16 protein-coding genes and 1 pseudogene are annotated in these 19899 nt (G+C 59.8%); 6 read left to right on the top strand and 11 right to left on the bottom strand.

The features are described 5' to 3' along the window. The first annotated feature begins 1 nt into the window (after position 1). The 4 genes from EKH55_RS20905 to folD are packed head-to-tail and all read left to right on the top strand — an operon-like array spanning position 2 to position 4714. Positions 2-280: a sarcosine oxidase subunit delta gene (locus EKH55_RS20905; protein WP_151612975.1), complete on the top strand. Its 279-nt coding sequence runs from the start codon at positions 2-4 to the stop codon at positions 278-280. Next, entirely contained in the window at positions 277-3240 is a 2964-nt protein-coding gene (locus tag EKH55_RS20900) for a sarcosine oxidase subunit alpha (protein ID WP_151612974.1), read from the top strand. Before EKH55_RS20905 ends, EKH55_RS20900 begins: the two co-directional genes overlap by 4 nt. Next, the gene (gene soxG, locus EKH55_RS20895; protein ID WP_151612973.1) at positions 3233-3766 is read left to right on the top strand and encodes a sarcosine oxidase subunit gamma family protein; all 534 of its coding nucleotides are present in this window, start codon (positions 3233-3235) and stop codon (positions 3764-3766) included. The genes EKH55_RS20900 and soxG overlap by 8 nt, the downstream gene beginning before the upstream one ends. Positions 3767-3793: 27 nt before the next feature. Beyond that, a complete protein-coding gene (folD, locus tag EKH55_RS20890) occupies positions 3794-4714 on the top strand; it encodes a bifunctional methylenetetrahydrofolate dehydrogenase/methenyltetrahydrofolate cyclohydrolase FolD (RefSeq protein WP_151612972.1) in 921 nt (306 codons plus the stop codon). Between the two features lie 233 nt (positions 4715-4947). Here the strand turns inward: folD and EKH55_RS20885 are convergent, their stop codons facing one another. The 6 genes and pseudogenes from EKH55_RS20885 to EKH55_RS20860 form a co-directional block, all read right to left on the bottom strand. After that, positions 4948-6732, bottom strand: a complete 1785-nt coding sequence (locus EKH55_RS20885; RefSeq protein WP_151612971.1) for a trimethylamine N-oxide permease — start codon at positions 6730-6732, stop codon at positions 4948-4950. Between the two features lie 210 nt (positions 6733-6942). Then, positions 6943-7983: a heme-dependent oxidative N-demethylase family protein gene (locus EKH55_RS20880; RefSeq protein WP_151612970.1), complete on the bottom strand. Its 1041-nt coding sequence runs from the start codon at positions 7981-7983 to the stop codon at positions 6943-6945. 31 nt (positions 7984-8014) lie between these two features. After that, positions 8015-8980, bottom strand: a complete 966-nt coding sequence (locus EKH55_RS20875) for a PDR/VanB family oxidoreductase (RefSeq protein WP_151612969.1) — start codon at positions 8978-8980, stop codon at positions 8015-8017. Continuing rightward, positions 8977-9582, bottom strand: a complete 606-nt coding sequence (locus EKH55_RS20870; RefSeq protein WP_151612967.1) for a dimethylamine monooxygenase subunit DmmA family protein — start codon at positions 9580-9582, stop codon at positions 8977-8979. The genes EKH55_RS20875 and EKH55_RS20870 overlap by 4 nt, the downstream gene beginning before the upstream one ends. A gap of 11 nt (positions 9583-9593) precedes the next feature. Further along, positions 9594-10727, bottom strand: coding sequence for an aminomethyl transferase family protein (locus EKH55_RS20865; protein ID WP_151612965.1), 1134 nt, complete (start codon positions 10725-10727; stop codon positions 9594-9596). A gap of 221 nt (positions 10728-10948) precedes the next feature. Continuing rightward, positions 10949-12289 (bottom strand): annotated as a pseudogene (locus EKH55_RS20860) (NAD(P)-binding domain-containing protein); the annotation flags it as partial. Positions 12290-12451: 162 nt separating this feature from the next. Between EKH55_RS20860 and EKH55_RS20855 the strand changes: the two are divergent. Further along, the gene (locus EKH55_RS20855; protein ID WP_151612961.1) at positions 12452-13768 is read left to right on the top strand and encodes an ABC transporter substrate-binding protein; all 1317 of its coding nucleotides are present in this window, start codon (positions 12452-12454) and stop codon (positions 13766-13768) included. On the opposite strand, the gene EKH55_RS20850 is transcribed toward EKH55_RS20855, so the two are convergent. Together EKH55_RS20850 and EKH55_RS20845 are read right to left on the bottom strand one after the other, a co-directional pair. Further along, entirely contained in the window at positions 13748-14476 is a 729-nt protein-coding gene (locus EKH55_RS20850) for a FadR/GntR family transcriptional regulator (RefSeq protein WP_151612959.1), read from the bottom strand. The two genes, EKH55_RS20855 and EKH55_RS20850, sit on opposite strands and share 21 nt — an antisense overlap. 456 nt (positions 14477-14932) lie before the next feature. Beyond that, a complete protein-coding gene (locus EKH55_RS20845; protein ID WP_151612958.1) occupies positions 14933-17299 on the bottom strand; it encodes a trimethylamine N-oxide demethylase in 2367 nt (788 codons plus the stop codon). 230 nt (positions 17300-17529) lie between these two features. Here EKH55_RS20845 and EKH55_RS20840 point away from each other — a divergent pair, with 230 nt between their 5' ends. Beyond that, positions 17530-18507 carry a LysR substrate-binding domain-containing protein gene (locus EKH55_RS20840; protein ID WP_151612956.1) on the top strand — a complete coding sequence of 326 codons (978 nt, stop codon included), beginning with the start codon at positions 17530-17532 and terminating at the stop codon, positions 18505-18507. 30 nt (positions 18508-18537) lie between these two features. On the opposite strand, the gene EKH55_RS20835 is transcribed toward EKH55_RS20840, so the two are convergent. The 3 genes from EKH55_RS20835 to EKH55_RS20825 form a co-directional block, all read right to left on the bottom strand. After that, positions 18538-18951 carry a curlin gene (locus EKH55_RS20835; RefSeq protein ID WP_151612954.1) on the bottom strand — a complete coding sequence of 138 codons (414 nt, stop codon included), beginning with the start codon at positions 18949-18951 and terminating at the stop codon, positions 18538-18540. Between the two features lie 65 nt (positions 18952-19016). Next, positions 19017-19418 (bottom strand): curli-like amyloid fiber formation chaperone CsgH, encoded by a 402-nt coding sequence (gene csgH, locus EKH55_RS20830; RefSeq protein WP_151612952.1) that lies wholly within the window; start codon positions 19416-19418, stop codon positions 19017-19019. A gap of 11 nt (positions 19419-19429) precedes the next feature. Next, on the bottom strand, positions 19430-19864 hold the full coding sequence (locus EKH55_RS20825) for a curlin (RefSeq protein ID WP_069457220.1): 435 nt from the start codon (positions 19862-19864) through the stop codon (positions 19430-19432). Positions 19865-19899 lie beyond the last annotated feature (35 nt).

The raw sequence follows: 19899 nt of genomic DNA, 5'->3' as shown, positions 1-19899 counted from the left end.
AATGGCAAGTCTCGTGCCCTGCCCGAACTGCGGGCGAAGACCCAAAGAAGAATTCACGATCAAGGGCGCAGCCCTGAAGCGTCCAGCGGCTGGCGCGGATGCTTCCGAGTGGTTCGACTACGTCTATCTGCGCGACAACCCGCGCGGCGCCTATGAAGAATACTGGCACCACACCTCCGGTTGCCGCCGCTGGCTCATTCTCACTCGCGATACCGTGACGCATGAGGTCGCCGCGTGCCGCGATGCGGCTGACGGCTCTCGATTGGAGGAGCGCACATGAGTTCCTATCGCTTGTCCAAGGGCGGTCTTGTCGATCGCAAGGCGCCGCTTTCCTTCAGCTTCGACGGCAAGCCGATGCAGGGATTTGCCGGAGACACGCTTGCCTCCGCACTGCTCGCGAATGGTCAGATGCTGGTTGGCCGCAGCTTCAAATACCACCGCCCGCGTGGAATCCTGACGGCGGGGGCCGCCGAACCGAATGCGCTGGTCACCGTCGGTCGCGGCGGCCGCACGGAACCCAATACACGCGCCACCATGCAGGAGCTCTACGCGGGCCTCGAAGCGCAGAGCCAGAACCGCTGGCCGTCGCTTGATTTCGACGTCGGTGCGCTGAACGGCCTGCTGTCGCCCTTCCTTGGCGCCGGTTTCTACTACAAGACCTTCATGTGGCCGGCAGCCTTCTGGGAAAAGTTTTACGAACCCTTCATCCGCAAGGCCGCCGGTCTTGGCAAGGCAAGCTACGAAGCCGATCCCGACAGCTACGAGAAGAGCTGGGCGCACTGCGACCTGCTCGTCATCGGCGCCGGTCCGACGGGCCTTGCCGCGGCGCTCACCGCCGGCCGCGCAGGTGCACGCGTCATTCTCGTCGACGAGGGCTCGTTGCCTGGCGGTTCGCTCCTGTTCGAGATGGCGACGATCGACGGCAAGGCGGCCGCCGACTTTGCGCGCGACACAAGTGCCGAACTACAGTCTATGCCCAATGTCCGGGTGATGATGCGGACGACAGCCATTGGTTGGTACGACGGCAATGTCTTCGGCACGGTCGAGCGGGTGCAGAAGCATGTACGCGACCCCGCGCCCCATCTGCCCGTCGAGCGGCTGTGGCGCATCGTCGCGAGGCATGCCCTGCTTGCGACCGGCGCGGAAGAACGCCCGCTCGTCTTTGGCGGCAATGACCGTCCGGGCGTGATGATGGCGAGCGCCATGCGCACCTATCTCAACCGCTACGGCGTCGCGCCCGGTCAATCGACCGCCATCTTCACCACCAACGATGGCGGCTATGCCCTCGCGCGCGATCTCGAGGTAGCCGGCGTCGACGTGGTTGCCATCATCGACAGCCGACCGTCGGCAGGCGTCGGCTACCGCGGCAAGGCGCGCGTAATCAAGGAGGCGGTCGTTTGCGCGACCAGAGGTCGCAAGGCGATCTCCGCGATCGAAGTCCGCCGCGACAGCCGAACGGAAACAATCGCGGTCGATGCGCTCGCCGTCGCGGGCGGCTTCAGCCCGATCATCCATCTCGCCTGCCATCGGGGGGCCAAGCCCGTCTGGTCGGCGGAAAAAGGCGCCTTCCTCGCCCCCGCTGACCTGAAGGGCCTTGAGGTCGCCGGCGGCGCCGCAGCGACGACGGACCTCGCCGCCTGCCTCGGGGAGGGTGCCGTCCGGGCTCAAGCGATTATCAAAGAGCTCGGCTTGTCGTGCCCGCCTTTTGCCCTTCCAAAGGTCGAGGGGGACGAGGATACGCATTCCCCAAGACCATTGTGGTCAATCCCCGGCATCAAGGGCAAAGCCTTTGTCGATTTCCAGAACGACGTACATCTCAAGGACATCGGCCTCGCCGTCCGCGAAGGCTACAGCCATGTCGAGCTTGCCAAGCGCTACACCACGAATGGCATGGCCACCGACCAGGGCAAGCTCTCGAACGTCAATGCGATCGGGTTGATAGCCAAGGCACGCGGCGTCTCGCCCGCGGAGGTCGGAACAACGACGTTCCGCCCTTTCTATACGCCGGTTTCCTTCGGTGCATTGACCGGTGCGCATACAGGCCATCATTTCCAGCCGGTCCGCAAGTCGCCGCTCCATGACTGGGCAAAGAAGCATTGTGCCGTCTTCGTCGAAACCGGTCTCTGGTATCGCTCCTCGTGGTTTCCGCGGAGCGGCGAACAAAGTTGGCGGGAAAGCGTCGACCGGGAAGTGCTGAACGTCCGGAAGAACGCCGGCATCTGTGACGTCTCGATGCTCGGCAAGATCGAGATCTCGGGCAGCGACGCGGCCGAATTCCTGAACCGCGTCTATTGCAACGCCTTCCTCAAGCTGCCCGTCGGCAAGGCGCGCTACGGTCTGATGCTGCGCGAGGACGGCATGATCTATGACGACGGCACGACAAGCCGGCTCGCGGAAAACCACTTCTTCATGACGACGACGACCGCCTATGCGGCCGGCGTCATGAACCACCTCGAATTCTGCGCGCAGGCACTCTGGCCGGAACTGGATGTCCGTCTCGCCTCCATCACCGACCAGTGGGCGCAGATGGCGATTGCCGGACCGAAGGCACGCGCAATCCTGCAGAAGATCGTCGATGAGGATATCTCCGACGCGGCCTTCCCCTTCCTCGCAGCGAAGGAGGTTTCGCTGTTCGACGGCGCGCTTCACGGTTGCCTCTTCCGGATTTCCTTCTCGGGCGAACTCGCCTACGAGCTCGCGGTCCCAGCCGGCTTCGGCGAAAGCGTAGCCGATGCGCTGCTGGAAGCAGGAAAGGACCACGGCATCATGCCCTACGGGGTCGAGGCGCTCAGCGTGCTGCGTATCGAAAAGGGCCATGTGACGCATAACGAGATCAACGGCACGGTCGTGCCGGCCGATCTCGGCTTCGGCAAGATGGTCTCGGCGACCAAGCCGGATTTCATCGGCAAGGCGATGCTTCAGCGCGAGGGATTGGCTGCGCCCGACCGGCCGCAACTGGTGGGCGTCGTGCCGCTCGATCCGAAACAGTCGTTCCGCAGTGGTTCGCATATTCTCGCCAAGGGAGTTGCGGCCACGCTCGAGAACGACGAGGGCTATGTGACATCGAGCGCCTACTCTCCGCATATCGGATCGACCATCGGTCTGGCACTCGTCAAAAGCGGCCCCAATCGGCACGGCGAGGAGGTGGTGGTCTGGAACGGCCTTCGCGGCGAGTCCACGCCCGCGCGCCTGTGCAACCCGGTCTTCTTCGACCCTCAGAACGAGAGGCTCCATGTCTGAATTCCGTCCAATCCTTCGCCCAGTGCTCGGCACGAAGCAGGCAGTATCTTCCGCCACGCTCAGGCTCTCGCCACTTCCGGAAGGCACAATCATCCACGTGCTCGCCCGGCCGGGAGAAGAGGATATGGTGCCCTTCCTCGGCAGCCTTGCCAAAACGGCCGCGCATGCCGTGCGCCCGGTTTCGCCCGGCCAGTGGTTCATCGTCGGTGAAGAGCCGATGCCCCATAAGGAGATGAAAAGCCTCTTTGCCGCTCTCGAACCGCGCGCCAGCGGCGTCGATCAGAGCCACGGCCGCGTCCGCATCCGGATCGAGGGCAAGATGGCCTCCCGCGCGCTTTCGAAAGGTACGGCGCTCGACCTCGACCCGTCCGCTTTCTCGGTCGGGCAATCCGCGGTCACTCTCATCGGCCATATCGCAGCCCACGTCACCCGCGTCGGCTCCGAAGCCTTCGAAATCATCGTCCTGCGCGGCTTTGCAGAAAGCCTTTGGGACGATCTTGCCCGAATGAGCCTCGAATTCAGCTGAATCCCCACTCCCTCTCTGAGAGCGAACATGACGACGATCATCGACGGTAAGGCCGTTGCCGCTTCCATCATCGCCGCGATAAAGGACACCAACGCCGCGCTACAGGCGCGGACGGGCAAGAAAACCGGGCTGGCCGTCATTATCGTCGGCGACGATCCCGCAAGCCATGCCTATGTGGGCGCAAAAAGCCGTATGGCCAAGGAGTGCGGCTTCTTTTCGGTCCAGCACACGCTGCCTAAGGAAACGACACAGCAGGAGCTTGCCGGCCTGGTGCATGAGTTGAACGGCGATGACAGCATTCATGGAATTCTCGTGCAATTGCCCTTGCCGCAACATCTCGACGCGGAAGCCATCATCCAGGCGATCCGGCCCGAAAAGGACGTTGACGGCCTGCATGTTGCCAATGCCGGAAAGCTCGCTACCGGCGACCTGGAGAGCGGTTTGATCTCCTGCACCCCCGCAGGCGCAATGGTCTTTGTGAGCAACGCGCATGGCCGCGATCTGTCCGGTCTGAACGCGTTGGTAATCGGTCGCTCCAATCTCTTCGGCAAGCCGATGGCACAATTGCTGCTGAATGCCAATGCGACGGTGACGATCGCTCATTCGCGCACCAACGACCTTCCCTCCATCTGCCGCAATGCCGATATCTTGGTCGCGGCAGTCGGCAGACCCGAGATGGTCAAGGCAAACTGGGTGAAGCCGGGAGCCACCGTCATCGATGTCGGGATCAACCGGGTCCCCGCACCTGAGAAGGGCGAGAAGAAAACGAAATTGGTCGGCGACGTCGCGTTCGCCGAATGCGCTCCAATAGCGTCCGTCATTACACCGGTCCCGGGTGGCGTCGGACCGATGACCATCGCCATGTTGATGGCCAACAGCGTGATTGCCGCCCACAGGGCATCCGGCACGAAAATCTCCGGTCAGCTTTCGACGCTGATATTCGGCTGAGTGCGGAAATCGCACGGTCGCGGAACAACCGGACCCTAACGGGACTGCCACTGCTCGCAGGTCCTTGAACATTCGCGCGGACAGCTGAAAAATCATCGATGATCGAATAGAGAAATACGGCATGAGGTCCGTCTCATGCCGTTACGACAAGCCCTGAGGTAACCTGGATCCAACCGCGACCGTATCCCTGCCGGGCTTGGCCCGACAAGGATAGGACGATACTACAGCCAGGTTCAGGCCGGCAGCTGGAAGAACCAGTTGGCGAACAGCACGATGGCGAGGCCTGCACCGAGCGCCAGATAGGGCAACATGCCCGCATTCCTAACGCCTAGGTTCTGGCCGGCAAGGCCAAGATCCTCCATGGCTTCAAGCGGGAACCTGCCGCGGTCCTGGACGTAATGGCGATAGGCGAAGACCGGGAGGATGAGCGCGGCGAAGATGAAGCCGACCCAAAGCGCATTCGAATAGCCCCAGACCTTGGCGCCGGCGCCGAGGAAGAGCGCGTTGACGAAGGCAAGCATGGTATTGAGGCCAATCAGCCAGGACGGCGCCTTCCATGGCCGTTCGATGTGGCCGGAGTCGATACGGTGGATCCAACCGGAGTTGAGGTTCAGGAAATTGAAGATGATGTAGCCGACATTGGAGACGGCGAGCACGAAGAAGTAGCCGCCGGCATCCGATGCGATGGCAAGCAGGAAGAGATTGAAGGCGAAGTCGGTCCACATGGCCCGAGTCGGTGCCCCGTTCTCATTGACGTGGTCGAGATATTTCGGCAGCCAGCCGTCCTTGGAGCCCTGGTAGAGCGTCCGCGAGGAGCCGGCCATCGCGGTCATGATGGCGAGGAAGAGCGCAAAAATCATCAGCAGGACGAGCAACTGGGTAACGACACGGCCGGCGCCGATCAGGCTGCCCAGCGTTTCTGCAACACCCGTTCCATCGACAATGCCGGGTGACAGCATGCCGGCATGGCCAAGTACGCCCTGGAATGTGAAGGGTACGAGGAAGAAGAACAGGCAGCAGGCAAGGCCGGAGTAAAAGATGGCCTTGAAGGTGTCGGTCCGCGGGTTCTTCAGTTCGCGAGTGTAGCAGACTGCCGTCTCGAAACCGTAGGTCGACCAGGCGGCGATATAGAGACCGCCGAGAAAAAGCGTCCAGCCGCCGTTGCTCCAGGTGCCATCCTCGCCCGAATAGGCCGCCATTGGCGGCACCAAGCCGGTGACGTTGGCGGCAACGATCTGGCCGCTGACGATCGGATAGATGCCGATGATCAGCAACGGGATCAGAACGATCAGCGCCAGCCACTTCTGGACGCTTGCGGTTCCGGCGATGCCGCGATGCTGGATCGCGAAGATGATCAGCATCAGAATGGCGCCAATGAAGAAGGTGGCGTTCATATTGGCCGTGGCGAGAAAGGGAATGCTGAAGCTGATCAACGACCAGTTGCGTATCGCCGGCGTCAGCGCCGCTACACCGTCGGCGCCGAGCAGTGCCTTGACGGCATCTTCCGGCGAAGTGCCGGCGTGTGCCGCGATATATTCGGCAACGCGGGGACTATCAACTGTGACCGAGGCGGCATGCGCGCTGATCCAATCGAGGACTGCTTGCGAATCCGCCGCCGGAATCGGGAAGAGGGAATTGAGGATGTAGCCAGCGGCGATTGCGCAGCCAAGCGAAAGCACCGGCGACCACGCGAACCAATTGCACCAGACGGAAAGCGGTGCGATGAACTTCGAATAGCGCAGCCATGCGGTGGCTCCATAAACCGAGGCGCCGCCGGATTTATTGGCAAACATCCCGGCGATTTCCGCATAGGTGAAGGATTGCAGAAAGCCCATGATCATCGAAATGATCCAGACCGCAAAGGCTAACTTGCCGGTCGTGCCAGCAATGCCACCGATGGAGAAGAGCACAAGCGGCGGCACGCCGGCCGCCACCCAGAATGCGCCCTTCCAATCCAGCGCGCGAATAAGCTTCCCCTCGGTACCGGCGGCAATGCCGGCGTTCACAATATCTGTCATCGGCGAATTCCCCTTCTATTATGTTTTGAGCGTAACTCTCGCAAATCCCCCGAAAATGCCTCCCCAAGGCCTTTTGAGCGGCCTTATCTTTTGATTGTCTGCGTTGCCGCAAATTCAGGTACGAGAAGTCCTCGGCCCCGAGCGGTAGCCCGTCGTCACCGATCGGAGCGAAGTCACGTCGCATGCGCTCGATTGATGCGCCGCTCGGCATCAATCCGGGAACGGGCCTGGACTGGTCGGCGCACCGTCGTCAAATTTCGAAAGCCAGTCGATCGTGGTCTGGCGGTACCGCGTCAGGCCCTTGTAGTCGATGAGTTCCGGCGGCAGCGTGCGCAGCACGCGCGGAAAGCGGCGGGCCCATTTCGGCACTGTCACGAGCTCATCCATATTCATCAGATAACAGCGGATGACGAAGAGGATTGCGTTCGAGCGCGGCAGGCGCCAGAGGCTCTGCAGCTCGACCCGCAGATGCACCTTCTCGCCGACGTTTTCCGGCGTCACCGTGGCTCGGTCAGCACCCCATTTCGGATAGTTCTCCGGGCTGGTATCCAGCCGCGGATTGATGGTCATCGTCCAGTTGAAGCGGCGCGTAGGCTTGCCCTGCTGCAGGTTCAGGAGGAATTTGAGCGCGCGGTCGAAGACACCGGCTTGATGGGCGAGCGGCACTGGCCCGTGCCATTCCATGAAGTTCATGCCGATGTCGAAATCGAGCGACCAATCGGCCTGGGTCGTGACCATTCCGGCATCCATCCAGAGATTGCCGTCGCGCTGGTCGACGATGCAGAAATCACCCTGGGCCTGGCGGGTGATGTATTCGAGCGGTTCGTAGGGCAGCGTCGCGGTATCGCCGAAGGTGAAGGTATCGTCGATGCCGAGCGGCCGGTTGATCCAGCGCCACCGATCGCCGTTTCTGATGAGCGTGAAATGCTCCGGATAACCCGCCGCCTGCTCCTCCATCAGCAGTTCCAGCGTATCCCATTGCGCGGTCATCATGTGCGGCAGCGCCTGGTAGCGCAGCGGATCGTCCCTTAGCACCAACGCCCGGTCGTGCATTTCGGCGATGTAATGTTCATCGACGTCGATCAGGCTTTCGAAAACTGTGCCCTTCTGCCCCCTCACATGTGGTTCCATGTTAACGGAGTACATGTATTCGTCCCTGTCGAAGGGAAACGGAAAGCGCCGGATGTTTTCCGGACTGTTGCGATAGCTGAAATCATCCCGAAACGTTTCCTGCTTGAAGGCGATTGCCATTTCCGTTCTCCCTCCTGGTTCGGCCCACTTCCTAAAGGTCAAGATGCAACGCGTTCCCCTCGAAGCGGGAGACACAGAGCATCACCTTTCGGCCGGAAGCCTTTTCTTCGTCACTCAGATAGACGTCGTTGTGCAGAAGCTTGCCGTCGCAGACGGTGACCATCGTTTCGCACTGGCCGCAGGCGCCACCGCGACAGAGAAAGGGCACGTCGATGCCGGCCGCCTCGATCGCCTCGAGCATGCTCTCGTGATGGCCGACATGGATGGTCTTGCCGGAACGCGTCAGCTCGATCGAAAAGGGCTTGCCGGGCTGCGAGGACAGAAAACGCTCGGAATGCAGGTTCTGCTCCGGCCAGCCCGCCTCCAGCCCCGCCTTCAGTACGCCATCAATCATGCCCGCGGGACCACAGACATAGAGATGCGTGCCGAGCGGCTGGCTGTGGAGCAGGCGGGCGACCGGGATGCGATTGTCTTCGGCGTCGCAATAGATCTTCACCCGATGCGAGCCGTAACGCGCGACGAGGTCCTCGCAATAGGCGCCGCGGTCGCGCGTTCGGACCGCATAATGCAACTCGAAATGTGCGCCCTCGCGGGAAAACTGCTCCATCATGGCGATGAAGGGCGTAATCCCGATACCGCCGGCGATCAGCAGATGTTTTCGGCCACGCCAATCCGGCTGAAACAGGTTGACCGGGTGGGAGACCCTCATTTCGTCACCTTCGCGCACCTTCTCATGCATGAAGGACGAGCCGCCGCGGGAATCCTCGACATGCAGCACGCTGATCTCGTAAGCCGAGCAATCATATGGCGGCGACATCAGCGAATAGGCGTTGCGCCGGACGTGACCATTATCGTTCATCGAAACGATGATGTGAGCGCCGCCGGAGAAGTAGGGCATCGGCCCTCCGTCCAGGCGCTCGAACCGGAAGCGCTTGATGCGATGTGCCACCGGCGTCACCTGGGTCACCCGGACGGGAATCTCGATACCACCGCTCACAGGAACAACTCCTCCGGATCTGGCGCGCTGCCGGGTTCTTCCGCATCGATATTGACGCCCTGGAAGGCGCCGAGGCGTCGCGAATAATGATCGCGTACGAGAAGCGGAAGGCCGCAATGGCTGCAGGGAAAGGGACTGTGGGTGACGTCGTCGGTGATGCCCTTGCAGTGCACGCATTGCACACGACGCGCCAGCGAGCCGCGGTGTTCAGTGATGATCGAGGCATGATCCATGCCATGATCGAGTGCTACCATCATCGCCTGGCCGATGAAACCTTCGGTGCCGGCGATATAAAGCCGTGTTCCCATATGGGCGGTCGCCAGCGTCCCCTTGAGGCGGAAGAGCAGCGTCGCGATCGTCGGCCCGGCGAAGAACATCTGGGCGCCAAGCTCACGTAGCGCCTCCTCGTGTCCCATAGCCTGCGAACCCCGCGCGACATAGAGTATCTCGCTGCGGGACAACGCCGCATCATCGAGTTCTGCTTTCCGATCGAGGAGGGCATGCGCCCCCTCCCCTTCCAGTGCGAAGATGTGCCGCCGGGAGCGCGGCTGAATGGAGAGGCCCTTATAGACCGGGCGGCTCCTGATGCCTTCGACAAGCATGGCCGCCTCCCCTAACCCACGGCCGTCCTCTTCTTCTTCTCCGGATCGTCAAACGTCAGCGTATGGGCGATCGCTCTTGCCTTGACGTTTTTGCCATGCACTTCCAGCTTCGTGCCCTGGACTGCCTTGTCGACGTCCAGACGGGCGATTGCCATGGACCTCTTCGTCAAGGTCGAATAGCTCGGGCAGGTGATCACACCAACCTTCTTGCCTTCGGCATAGACCTCATCACCGAGATCGGCCGGACCATCGGCATCGATCAGCATACCGAAGATCTTGAAGCGCTCTTTGCCTTTCAGCCGCGCATGTTCCTCGGCGCCGCGGAAGCCCGTCTTGCCAGGGCTGACGGTGAAATCGAGACCAAGTTCCCATAGGCTATCGCCGGGCGGTTGGTCGGCGAAGGGATACATCTGCGAATTGTCGTAAGGGTAGAAGAGCAGGTAGCTTTCGACCCGCAGCAGGTCGAGCACGCTGAAGCAGCAGGGGATGATGCCCATCTCCTTGCCTTCCGCAACAATGCGGTCCCAAACCATGACGGCATCCTGGCCGCGTACGAAGATTTCGTAACCGCGCTCGCCGGTATAACCGGTGCGTGAGATCATAACGGGAGCTCCGAAGAGCGTCGTTTGCATGTGATGGAAATATTTAAGGTCGCGGATGCCCGGCACATATTTGGCGAGATAATCGACCGCGAGCGGGCCCTGCAGGGACAGATCATGCAGATCGTCGTCGAACAGCACAGCGCAATTACGGCCCGCCGCCTGCTTGACGATCTCCTCGTAGCCGGAACCGGAACCGTGAACCAGCATCCAGGAATTCGGGCCGGTGCGGTAGACGATACAGTCGTCGGTGAAATGGCCACGATCATTCAACATGCATGCATAGACGGAGCGGCCGGGATAAATCTTCGTCATGTCACGGGTGGTGATGAAGTCGAGCACGGCGATGGCGTGCGGACCGACCAGATGCACCTTCTTCAGGCCCGAAACATCCATGATCCCGGCCTTGGTGCGGATCGCGACATGCTCTTCAGATATGTCCTTGTCGTAGGTCCAGGCGGTTCCCATGCCGCTCCAGTCTTCCAGTTTCGATCCTAGAGCGCGATGCCGATCCGCCAGGGCGGAGAAACGCCAAGATAGAGTCATTATTGTTCCCTCTTGTTTTCCTATTCGGAATATTTATTTCCTGGATGCGACCGGCTTCCGCCTCATGGCTCCCCGTGCACGACTTCAGGCCGATGTGGATCGCTGCTCCGTAACGGAGTTGCACCATCTGCTCCTGGCCGGTTTCCCGGCGCGCCACCCATAGTTTTTGGTAGTGCCCCGTAGATCCGCCCAAGTGTCGGCACAGCTACAGCCGTCTCAGTTTGCAGATAGGCTTCGAATGAATCGTCCAGGGCGTCTTTCCAGGGAGTGTGGTGAACGGGGGCCGTGGTTCCGGTGATGACCGATTTGTACGAGTTATCGCGGAAAGTCATGATGTTGTCGGCTTTGTGATGTTTCCACTCATAGAAAGCCTGACAAGCCCCCTCCACGTCGAAGGTCGGATAGTCGGTCTCTTCGATCAGCTCCAGAACATAGTCGCCCTGGTATTTGATCGCGTATTTGACATCATCCGAGGCTTCCTCGCGTTCCTCGCGCGCGGCGACATCGGCCATCATGACCTGCCTGTCTGCCGGAACCTCGATCTTGCCCATGATTGCGTCGCGAACCCACCATGCTTGTGCGTCGAACATGTTGAAGGTGAACCACTGGTCCTGCATGCCCAAATAGAACAGCTTGGGGTTATGCACATAGACCACACCTTTATAGAGATCGGCGGTCGCCAGGCGGTTGGCGGTCTTCAGACGCAGATCGTCCGGCAGGAAATTGAAGAAATGCTTGTAACCCGTGCAAAGGATGATCGCATCGATATCCTTGCTGGTCCCATCGATGAAATGGACTGTCCTATTCTCGACCCGCTGAATGCCCGGCTTTTCCTCCCAGTTATCAGGCCATTTAAAACCCATGGGAGCACTGCGATACGAACTGATGATAGATCTCGCGCCGTATTTCCAGCATTGCGAGCCGATATCCTCCGCCGAGTAGGAGGAGCCCACGACGAGGATATCTTGCCCCATGAATTCTCGGGCATCTCGAAAGTCATGTGCGTGCAGAATGCGGCCGTTGAAGGTATCGAATCCTTCATAATAGGGCACGTTCGGGGTCGAAAAATGGCCCGTAGCGACGATCACATGATCGAAATCTTCCCGATAAGTATTGTCCTTTTCATGGTCGTGCACCGTAACGGTGAAATCACCCCTGTCCTGATTGTATTCTACCCACCGGACGACCGAGTTGAAGCGAATCCACTTGCGCACACCGGCCTTGAGCACGCGGCCCTCGATATAGTCGAACAACACGGCACGAGGGGGATAGGATGCAATCTGCTTCCCGAAGTGTTCTTCAAAGGAATAATCGGCGAACTCAAGGCCCTCCTTGGGACCATTCGACCACAGGTAACGATACATCGAGCAGTGAACCGGCTCACCATTTTCGTCCAAACCGGTGCGCCAGGTGTAGTTCCACAGACCGCCCCAGTTACTCTGCTTTTCAAAACAGACAATCTCGGGGATCTCTTCACCCTTCTCGGCTGCCGACTGAAACGCACGCAACTGTGCCAAGCCCGAGGGGCCCGCGCCGATGATGGCTACTCGCTTAGCTTTCATATTCTCCCCTCCTATTGGTATGGACCGAACTTTATTTTTTGGTACTATTGGTTCAGTGCATGCTGCCTCTGATTATACCAATCTGTCAACAAATTTCCTGTAAGGAGAAAAAGTTTCTTCCAAAGAGGATGATTCTCTTAGCTTTTGGTGATACTTACAGACATGCAGAATTCCAGCTTTGCCCATCAACTCGCGGTTTCCAGTGTCCTGCCCCGACTGTCCGTCGGCATGCCGAACACGGTGAACATCGGATTCCTGGCTCCGCTTAGCGGTCAGGTGGAATCATGGGGCTTGCCCGGATTGCATGGTTGCCGAATCTGGGAGGACTGGCTGAACAAAACCGGCGGCTTGCTGATCAACGGAAGGCGCTATCCGATAAAGATCGTGGAATATGATTGCGGCTACGATGCCGGGCAGGCTGCGAAGGGTGCACGCCATCTCATAGAACAGCATGACATCAAGCTGCTGATGATGCTGGGTGGAGATACGATGGCGCAGATACGCGACTACCTGACCCATCGCAAAGTCCTGACTTCGACCTTGCTGCCTAGCGACCTGTCTCCGGATACACCTTACCTGATCGCCCCCAGCGAACTACATCCGATCTACAACGTGACCGGGGTGGACTGGCTGGCCCAAGCCAGACCGGAGCTTCGGACCGTCGCGATCTGCAGCCAGTCCGATGCGCATGGCCTTCCCTCACTTGCGACTTATCGCGCAGCCTTCAAAGCCGCTAATGTTGGGATTGCCAAGGAAATTCAGTACGATCCCGGCACGACCGATGCAGCCGGAATCGTGCAGCCAATGCTGGATTCGAACGCCGACATCCTGTGCTGGTGCACCGGTTATACGCCAATGGTCCATGCTATGACCGAATATGCCCATGCGCAGGGCTTCAAGGGCCAGTTGATATCCTGCACATTGGATTATTACGACCGGTTGATTGCCCAGACATCTGTGGAATTCATGGAAGGTTTCGTCTTCCAGTTTCCGGATTTCGATGATGAAAAGCTGCAGGAAAAGACGTTTTTCTTCAACCAGCCGAAAAGCTTCTTCGACGAATACAACCGCCGCTTCCCCGGAACATGGACTGCGGTAAGCTGGGAGTATGCCGCCATCCTGGACATCTGGCATGCGGCGGTTGAAAAATGCAACAGCGTCAATCCTCTACCCGTATTGGCGGCAATGAAGCAGCTTGGCCATGTCACCCACGCCTTCGGTCCGGCGCATTGGTGGGGCGAGAGCATGTTCGGGATCGATAACGCGCTGGTCGGAGACTGGCCGGTGGTAACGCTGAAACACGGCAAGGCAAAAATTGCTGCTTTCGGCTCGATTCCCCGCTGGCTGAAACGCAACGGCGACCGTCTCAAACAGGAAATGTCGGATTTGGGCCAGCTTTGGGAACAGCGCCTGCGCTCGTTCGGGAATGAAGCTGCTCTGCAGCCGCGGATACCGGAATCAATTATCCCGAAAAAATAGCTTCTGCTCCTCGAGCAGGTGCAGCTTGATGAACTCGACGGCTCGCTCCACGTCGCGAGAGGCAATGGCGTTGAACAGCGAGTTGTAGCGCTGTTGATATTCAAGAATACGTTTCGGGGTCAAATGCCGGCGAAGCAGCGTGGTGCGCAAGCTCACTCTGCAAGCCTCGATCGCCAGATTGTAGCAGGATGCCAGCAGGGGATTACGCGTCCCCTCGGCAATTTTGCGATAGATTTCCTCTTCGCATTTCACGAAGGCGGCGACATCGGTATGCACGCCTTCGATCTTCGACATGAGTTGTTCCAGTTCCCATACTTCCCGCGGAGTCATGTTGATGACGGCAAGGCGGACCATTTCGGGTTCAAGTATACCTCGCACGACAAGGTGGTCTAATGGGCTGGTCTCCATTGCGACGGAGCTATCCCCCTGCTGCGGCGCATCTTCCGAGCGATAGGTAACGAAACTGCCGCTGCCGGGACGTCGTTTGATGACATTGCAGTCTTCCAATACATCCAGCGCCTCGCGCACCGTGTTGCGCGCCACCCCCATCTCCGAAGCCAGCGCCCGTTCCGACGGAAGGCGTGTATTCAGCGAATACTCCTCCGACCTTATTTTCGCAAACAATCGATCCAAGACAGTCTGTACCGTCGCTCCCACCGAGTGGGTAGCGATGATTTGAGACGTCATCTGGTCGTCCTCGGCCTTCATTTCACGACCCTGCATATCAGTTCTGCCCTGCGGGCCACTGGCACCAGACGAATCTGGCCGCCGCACGAATCCCAGTTTGAAACATTTGTTGAATCCGGTCCAGTAACACGGTTGAACGGACTCGGGAACCGGCAGCCGGCGCCGCCCTTGACTGAACCGATCCGGGGCTAATTGGCTGCCATCCGGTCCAACGGCGGTTCCTTTTTGCTCGCCGGAAAACCGCGCCTCTGGGTAGCGTTTCCCGTGGAGCCAAGGTCCAATCAGGCCCGGCACCACCAAACGCGCTCAAGGTGCATCCGGCCAGGTGATATGGTCGGATGCACCTATAAGTCCGCGGATCGCAACTGGAATATGAATGAATTCAGCCGCAGAGGGGTCCTCCAAACATCGCGCGGGCAATATGCGCGCTCACAGCGGAGCTGTCTGCCGGTCGCAGACAGGGATTAAGTCCATGTTTCAATAGTTCCCCCTGACGCGTTCCTTGCTGGGGTCGAAATGCGGGAAGGGAACGATGGTAGCCGGAAGGCGTTTCTGATTGCCATCAAGCCGACCGATCTCGACCCGATGACCCAGTTCGGCATAGGTCACATCCAGTCGCGCCAACGCAATGACCTTGCCCAGTGTTGGCGATTTCACCGCCGAGGTCACTACCCCGATCTGAGGCTTGCCGACGTGCACGCAATCTCCGGGTGCCGGCACGATGCCGCCATCCAGTTCCAGCCCGACCAGCTTCTTCTGCGGATTCGCCTTGCGCCGTTCCAGTGCCGCACGACCGATGAAATCGTCCTCCTTGGTCTTCAGCGGAACAGTAAAGCCAATGCCCGCCTCCATTGGATCAGTCCGATCGTCGAATTCCGAACCGGCAAAGATCAACCCCGCCTCAATCCGCAGCATGTCCAGCGCGGCCAGCCCCAGAGGAATCATTCCCATGGGTTCTCCCACCGCCCAGATTGCATCGAATACCGCCTCGGCGTCCTTTGGATGGCAGAACACCTCGTAGCCCAGCTCGCCGGAATATCCGGTACGGCTGACCACAACTGCAGGGCCGTGAAAATCCCCGATCCGCCCAATGGTCAGGCGGAACCAAGGAAGTTCCTCAACCGTAGCCTGCTGCGGCGGCGTCCAGATCACCTGTTTCAAAATATCCCGGCTAAGCGGGCCTTGCACCGCGATGTTGCAGTGATGATCGGTCGAGGCACGCACCCAGGCGTTCAACTCGCGCTCTTCAGCCTGTTTGCGCAGCCACAAACCGGACTGGTCGTTGCCGCCGATCCAGCGAAAATTCTCGGCTCCCAGCCGGAAGACCGTGCCATCATCTATCATCCCACCATGCTCGTAGCACATGGCGGTATAGACAATGCCCGAGACGGCAAGCTTTTTGATATCGCGGGTAACGCACAGCTGCATCAGCGCCTCGGCGTCCGGGCCCGTCACCTCGTATTTGCGCAGCGGACTGAGATCCATCACCGCGGCCTTTTCCCGCGCCGCCCAGTATTCGGCGATCGCACCGTGGTTGGTCATCTGATTGGGCAACCAATAGCCCGCATATTCCCTGAAATCCCGGGTGTAACGCGCAAAGCAATCATGAAATCCCGTTTTCTTCGTCTCTTCCACATCCGCCTCCGGTGTCTTGCGCCAGCCGATCGATCGACTGAATTCGTTGGTTTTTTCGTAAGTGCGAACCTGAATATCCGTCGGATTCCAGCCATTGGCCGGGTCCACGTCGCAAGGACAGGCGGTCGAGACGCAAACCAGATCGGTCAGCGCGCGCAGCAGCACATAATCGCCGGGACGTGAAAAGGGTTCGTCCATGCTGATCGCGTGGGTATCATCCAGCATTGTGTTGAAGAAAAAATTGATCGCCGGCCAGCCCCCACGGGGACGGATACCATGCGCAAGCATCTCGATGTTGATATTATCCGAGCAGTTGACGTGCCCGGGATATCCCAGATCCTCGTAATAGCGCGCCGTGCAAGCCAATCCGAACGTGTCGTGTCGCCCGACGGTATCGCGCACGATCTCCACCAGGGGCTCATGATCAACAGAGAAATATTTCGAGTAGATCCCCGGTTGCGGATAGAGCGAGCCCATCAGCGACCGCGTCGTCGTGGGGTCGATCTCGCGTTCGAGACCGCGATCCAGTGCGCGCAGGGAAAATGCCTGAAAATCGGAACATTCCCGGCCCTTCACGTCCAGCACCTGAATGAACTGACCCTTGCGCACCTCGTATGCATTTGCCTCGCCGGGCTGGATATTGAGGTCCAGCAGCGGGTCGGCCAGTGGATCAGGGGGGGCGAGGTTTTCCCTGGCGCGGTCCGGATTGCTACGGCGCACATACAGCACCACCTCGGTCGGGGCCCATTGCTCATGGGGCTCCATCGCACCGCCCGCCGCACAGACGATCAAAAGCCCATCGCAGGAAGCCGTGAAGCTGACATAATCGCCCGGTCGTGACCCCGCTTCGAAGAGTACGGCCCCGTCAGCCTTTCCAATGTCGAAACCGGCAGCGTTGAGTGCCTTTAGCACGCGCTTGCCCGAAATATCGCCCAGCAAAGCAGTTTTCAGCGCCTTGGGATCGCGCCCACCTCTCAGCCCCAGCATCCCTGCATCCGAATTGCCACTCGGCGCGAAAAAGATGACCTCCACCGGTTGCAGGCCTTCGCGGTCCTGCACCGTAATCTCATCCCCCTGCTCTATCCGGACCGCTCTACTGCCACCGCCCGGTACGGGATGACGCTCCATCCCATGTGGCAGAAGCGGCAGTCCGGGCGTCAGAACGCCTGCGCGGGACGTCGGAGTTGGAAAAATGGCTTGGACATTCATTGGCAGTCCTCCTCTCCGCGAGACCTTGTATTCAAGCTCTTATTGCAGCCGGAAACGTTTCAGCCGGATACCCAGGCATAGTGGTGCGAAACGCGGTTTTCTCTGAATATTTTTTTGATACGCTATGCCCAAAGAAATTCGCGGCAAAACGGATGCGCCCACTGACCAGTCACTTGTTGCAAAAGGTCATGCAATCGGCTCCGTTTCCCGCCTAATCTCAGGGACAAAGTATGGCCAAGGGAAACCCGTCTTTGCCGCCGCTGGACTATCTATTGGCGTTCGAGGCCGCAGCCGAATACCAGAGCTTTGTCAGCGCGTCAAAAAAGTTGAATATCAGCGAGACTGCAATCAGCCGCAAAGTACGACTGCTAGAGTTGCATTATGACGTGCCGCTGTTTCACCGCGGTCCTCGCTCGATCATCCTGACGGCGCAGGGGATATCCTTTCTGAGTCAAATTCAGCCGGCGCTTCAGACATTGCGCGACGCTTCGCGCAAGATCATTGCGGAATATCAGGACAAGCCGGTAAAACTCGCCGCGACCAATTCAGTTGCCTCGCTCTGGCTGATGCCGAGGCTGCAGGAATTCAACCGCGCGAACAAGCATGTCAGGATCATGCTGGTTGCCTCGGATAACGACGAGGAATGCCTGTCAGAATCGGTCGACTTGGCGATTTTGCGGGGCGACGGCAATTGGCCGGGCTATGATTCTCAACTGCTGTTCGACGAGTCGATCTTTCCAATATGTTCACCGGACTATCTTGAGGCCAACCCGACCGCACGCGATCTTTCGTCATTGTCCGGGCTGGATCTGATCGAGGTGTCATCGAATCATACCGAATGGATGAATTGGAAAGCCTGGCTGGCAAAGGCCGGACACGCGGCGACCGAGTTGGAACAGGCAGTGGTATTCAACACCTATTCGCATTCGATACAGGCCGCCATCGACGGACTGGGGATTGCACTTGGCTGGCGTCATCTCGTTGATTCGTTTTTGGATCAGGGGAAACTGGTCCGGCCACAGGGAGATCTGAATATCTGCACCGAACATGGCTATTACCTGCTACGTTCTCAAAAGGCAGAGCCTTTTGACGCCGGCAAGGCGGTTCAGGATTGGTTAATGAGGGAAAGCCAGCCCCGCAACAGCGAATTGCCATCTCAAGAACTTGACTCGACTAATATCACTACACGTAGCAAAATCGTGACATGAATGCCGTTCGGCCACGTCGCCTGGGACGGGTCACCAACCGTAGCTGAGGGTGACGCCGCTGCCGCCATTGCCGTTCTGCTCGATATTGGCGGCGGTGCGTTTGCCGTATTGGAAAATGCCGTAGGCATTATCGTCGCCGTTCTGCTGCAGGATGGCCGAATGACCGCTCCCCTTTTGCCGAATGATGCCGAGATTGCCGCGGCCGTTCTGGCCGATCCCGGCGGCATTGCCGTCGCCCGACTGGCGGATGCTGGCGCTTCGCCAGCCGCGATAGAGCGAGTAGGCGCGCAGGCCTGTCGCCAGGACACCGGCATTTTGGGCGGTCGCCGGGGCATAGGTGAGCGACACCGAGCCTCCGGCATGGGCCGGCGCAGACAATAGCGGCTGGCTGAGACCGGCTGCGAGGAACGCGGCGATCAGGGTCTTGAACTTGTTGCGGGTCATCGGAACTCCACCTCCCTGCGGCGCCGGCGCGTCTTGTCAGACGCGTGATGGCCGCTGTTTGAATTTCACTTCCTGCCTCCGACGCGCTCGGTGCAGCTGACATTGCTGCCACGGACGGTCACGTCGAGCGCCGCGTCATAGGCGGCACCGTTCGCACTGAGCGCGACGGTGCCGAGCACGGCGGGCCGGCCGGGCGCGGCATCGAAGGCGCCGCCCTGCTCGATATCAGTGCCGCCCATACGGCCGGCGCTTTTGACGCGGAAGGAATAGGTGCCGCTCACGTTCTTATCGGCGTGGACCAGCGCCTCCAGCGTCATCAGCGTGCCCTCGGGAGCGACACGGATCTCGCAGCGCACCGGCCCGTCGGCCTGACCGGCGGCTCCCATGGCCGCCAAGGCGACGGCCGGGAGCAGGACCAGAGCGAGTGCCGCCGTGGCACGGCGGGGATGATCGGCGATGCGGGGCATGGCTCGCCTCCTCACGGGCAGGTTTGGACGAAGGCGGCGACATTGCCACGGCCGCCCTGGCTGACATTGGCGTCGCAGCCACGGCCCACCTGCACGCCGGCAGCGACATTGCCGTTGCCGTCCTGGGTGAGGATCGCGTTGTGATTGGAGCCGAATTGGCCGACGCCGGCGACGTTGCGATTGCCGGTTTGATAGGTAGCGCCGTAGTTGCGATTGCCTTCCTGACCGATGGCGGACAGATTGCGGCGGCCGTCCTGCTGGCCGATCGCCGTGTTGTAGCGGCCGTTCTGATAGACGCGGATACGGTTTCTGTAGCCGCCCTGGGCGCCGCCGGCCGAGTTCGACCAGCCATATTGCTCGATGCGCACGTCGTTCGCCGACGCGGGAACAGCAGCGGCAATGCTGCCGAGAACGAAAAGGGCGGATGCGATGGATTTGCGGATCATGACAGCGTCTCCTTTGGCGGACGGGCCGCGTGTTG

The organism is Sinorhizobium alkalisoli, from assembly GCF_008932245.1.
GTDB classification, from domain to species: Bacteria; Pseudomonadota; Alphaproteobacteria; order Rhizobiales; family Rhizobiaceae; genus Sinorhizobium; species Sinorhizobium alkalisoli.
This window is presented reverse-complemented; position numbering and strand designations above follow the sequence as displayed.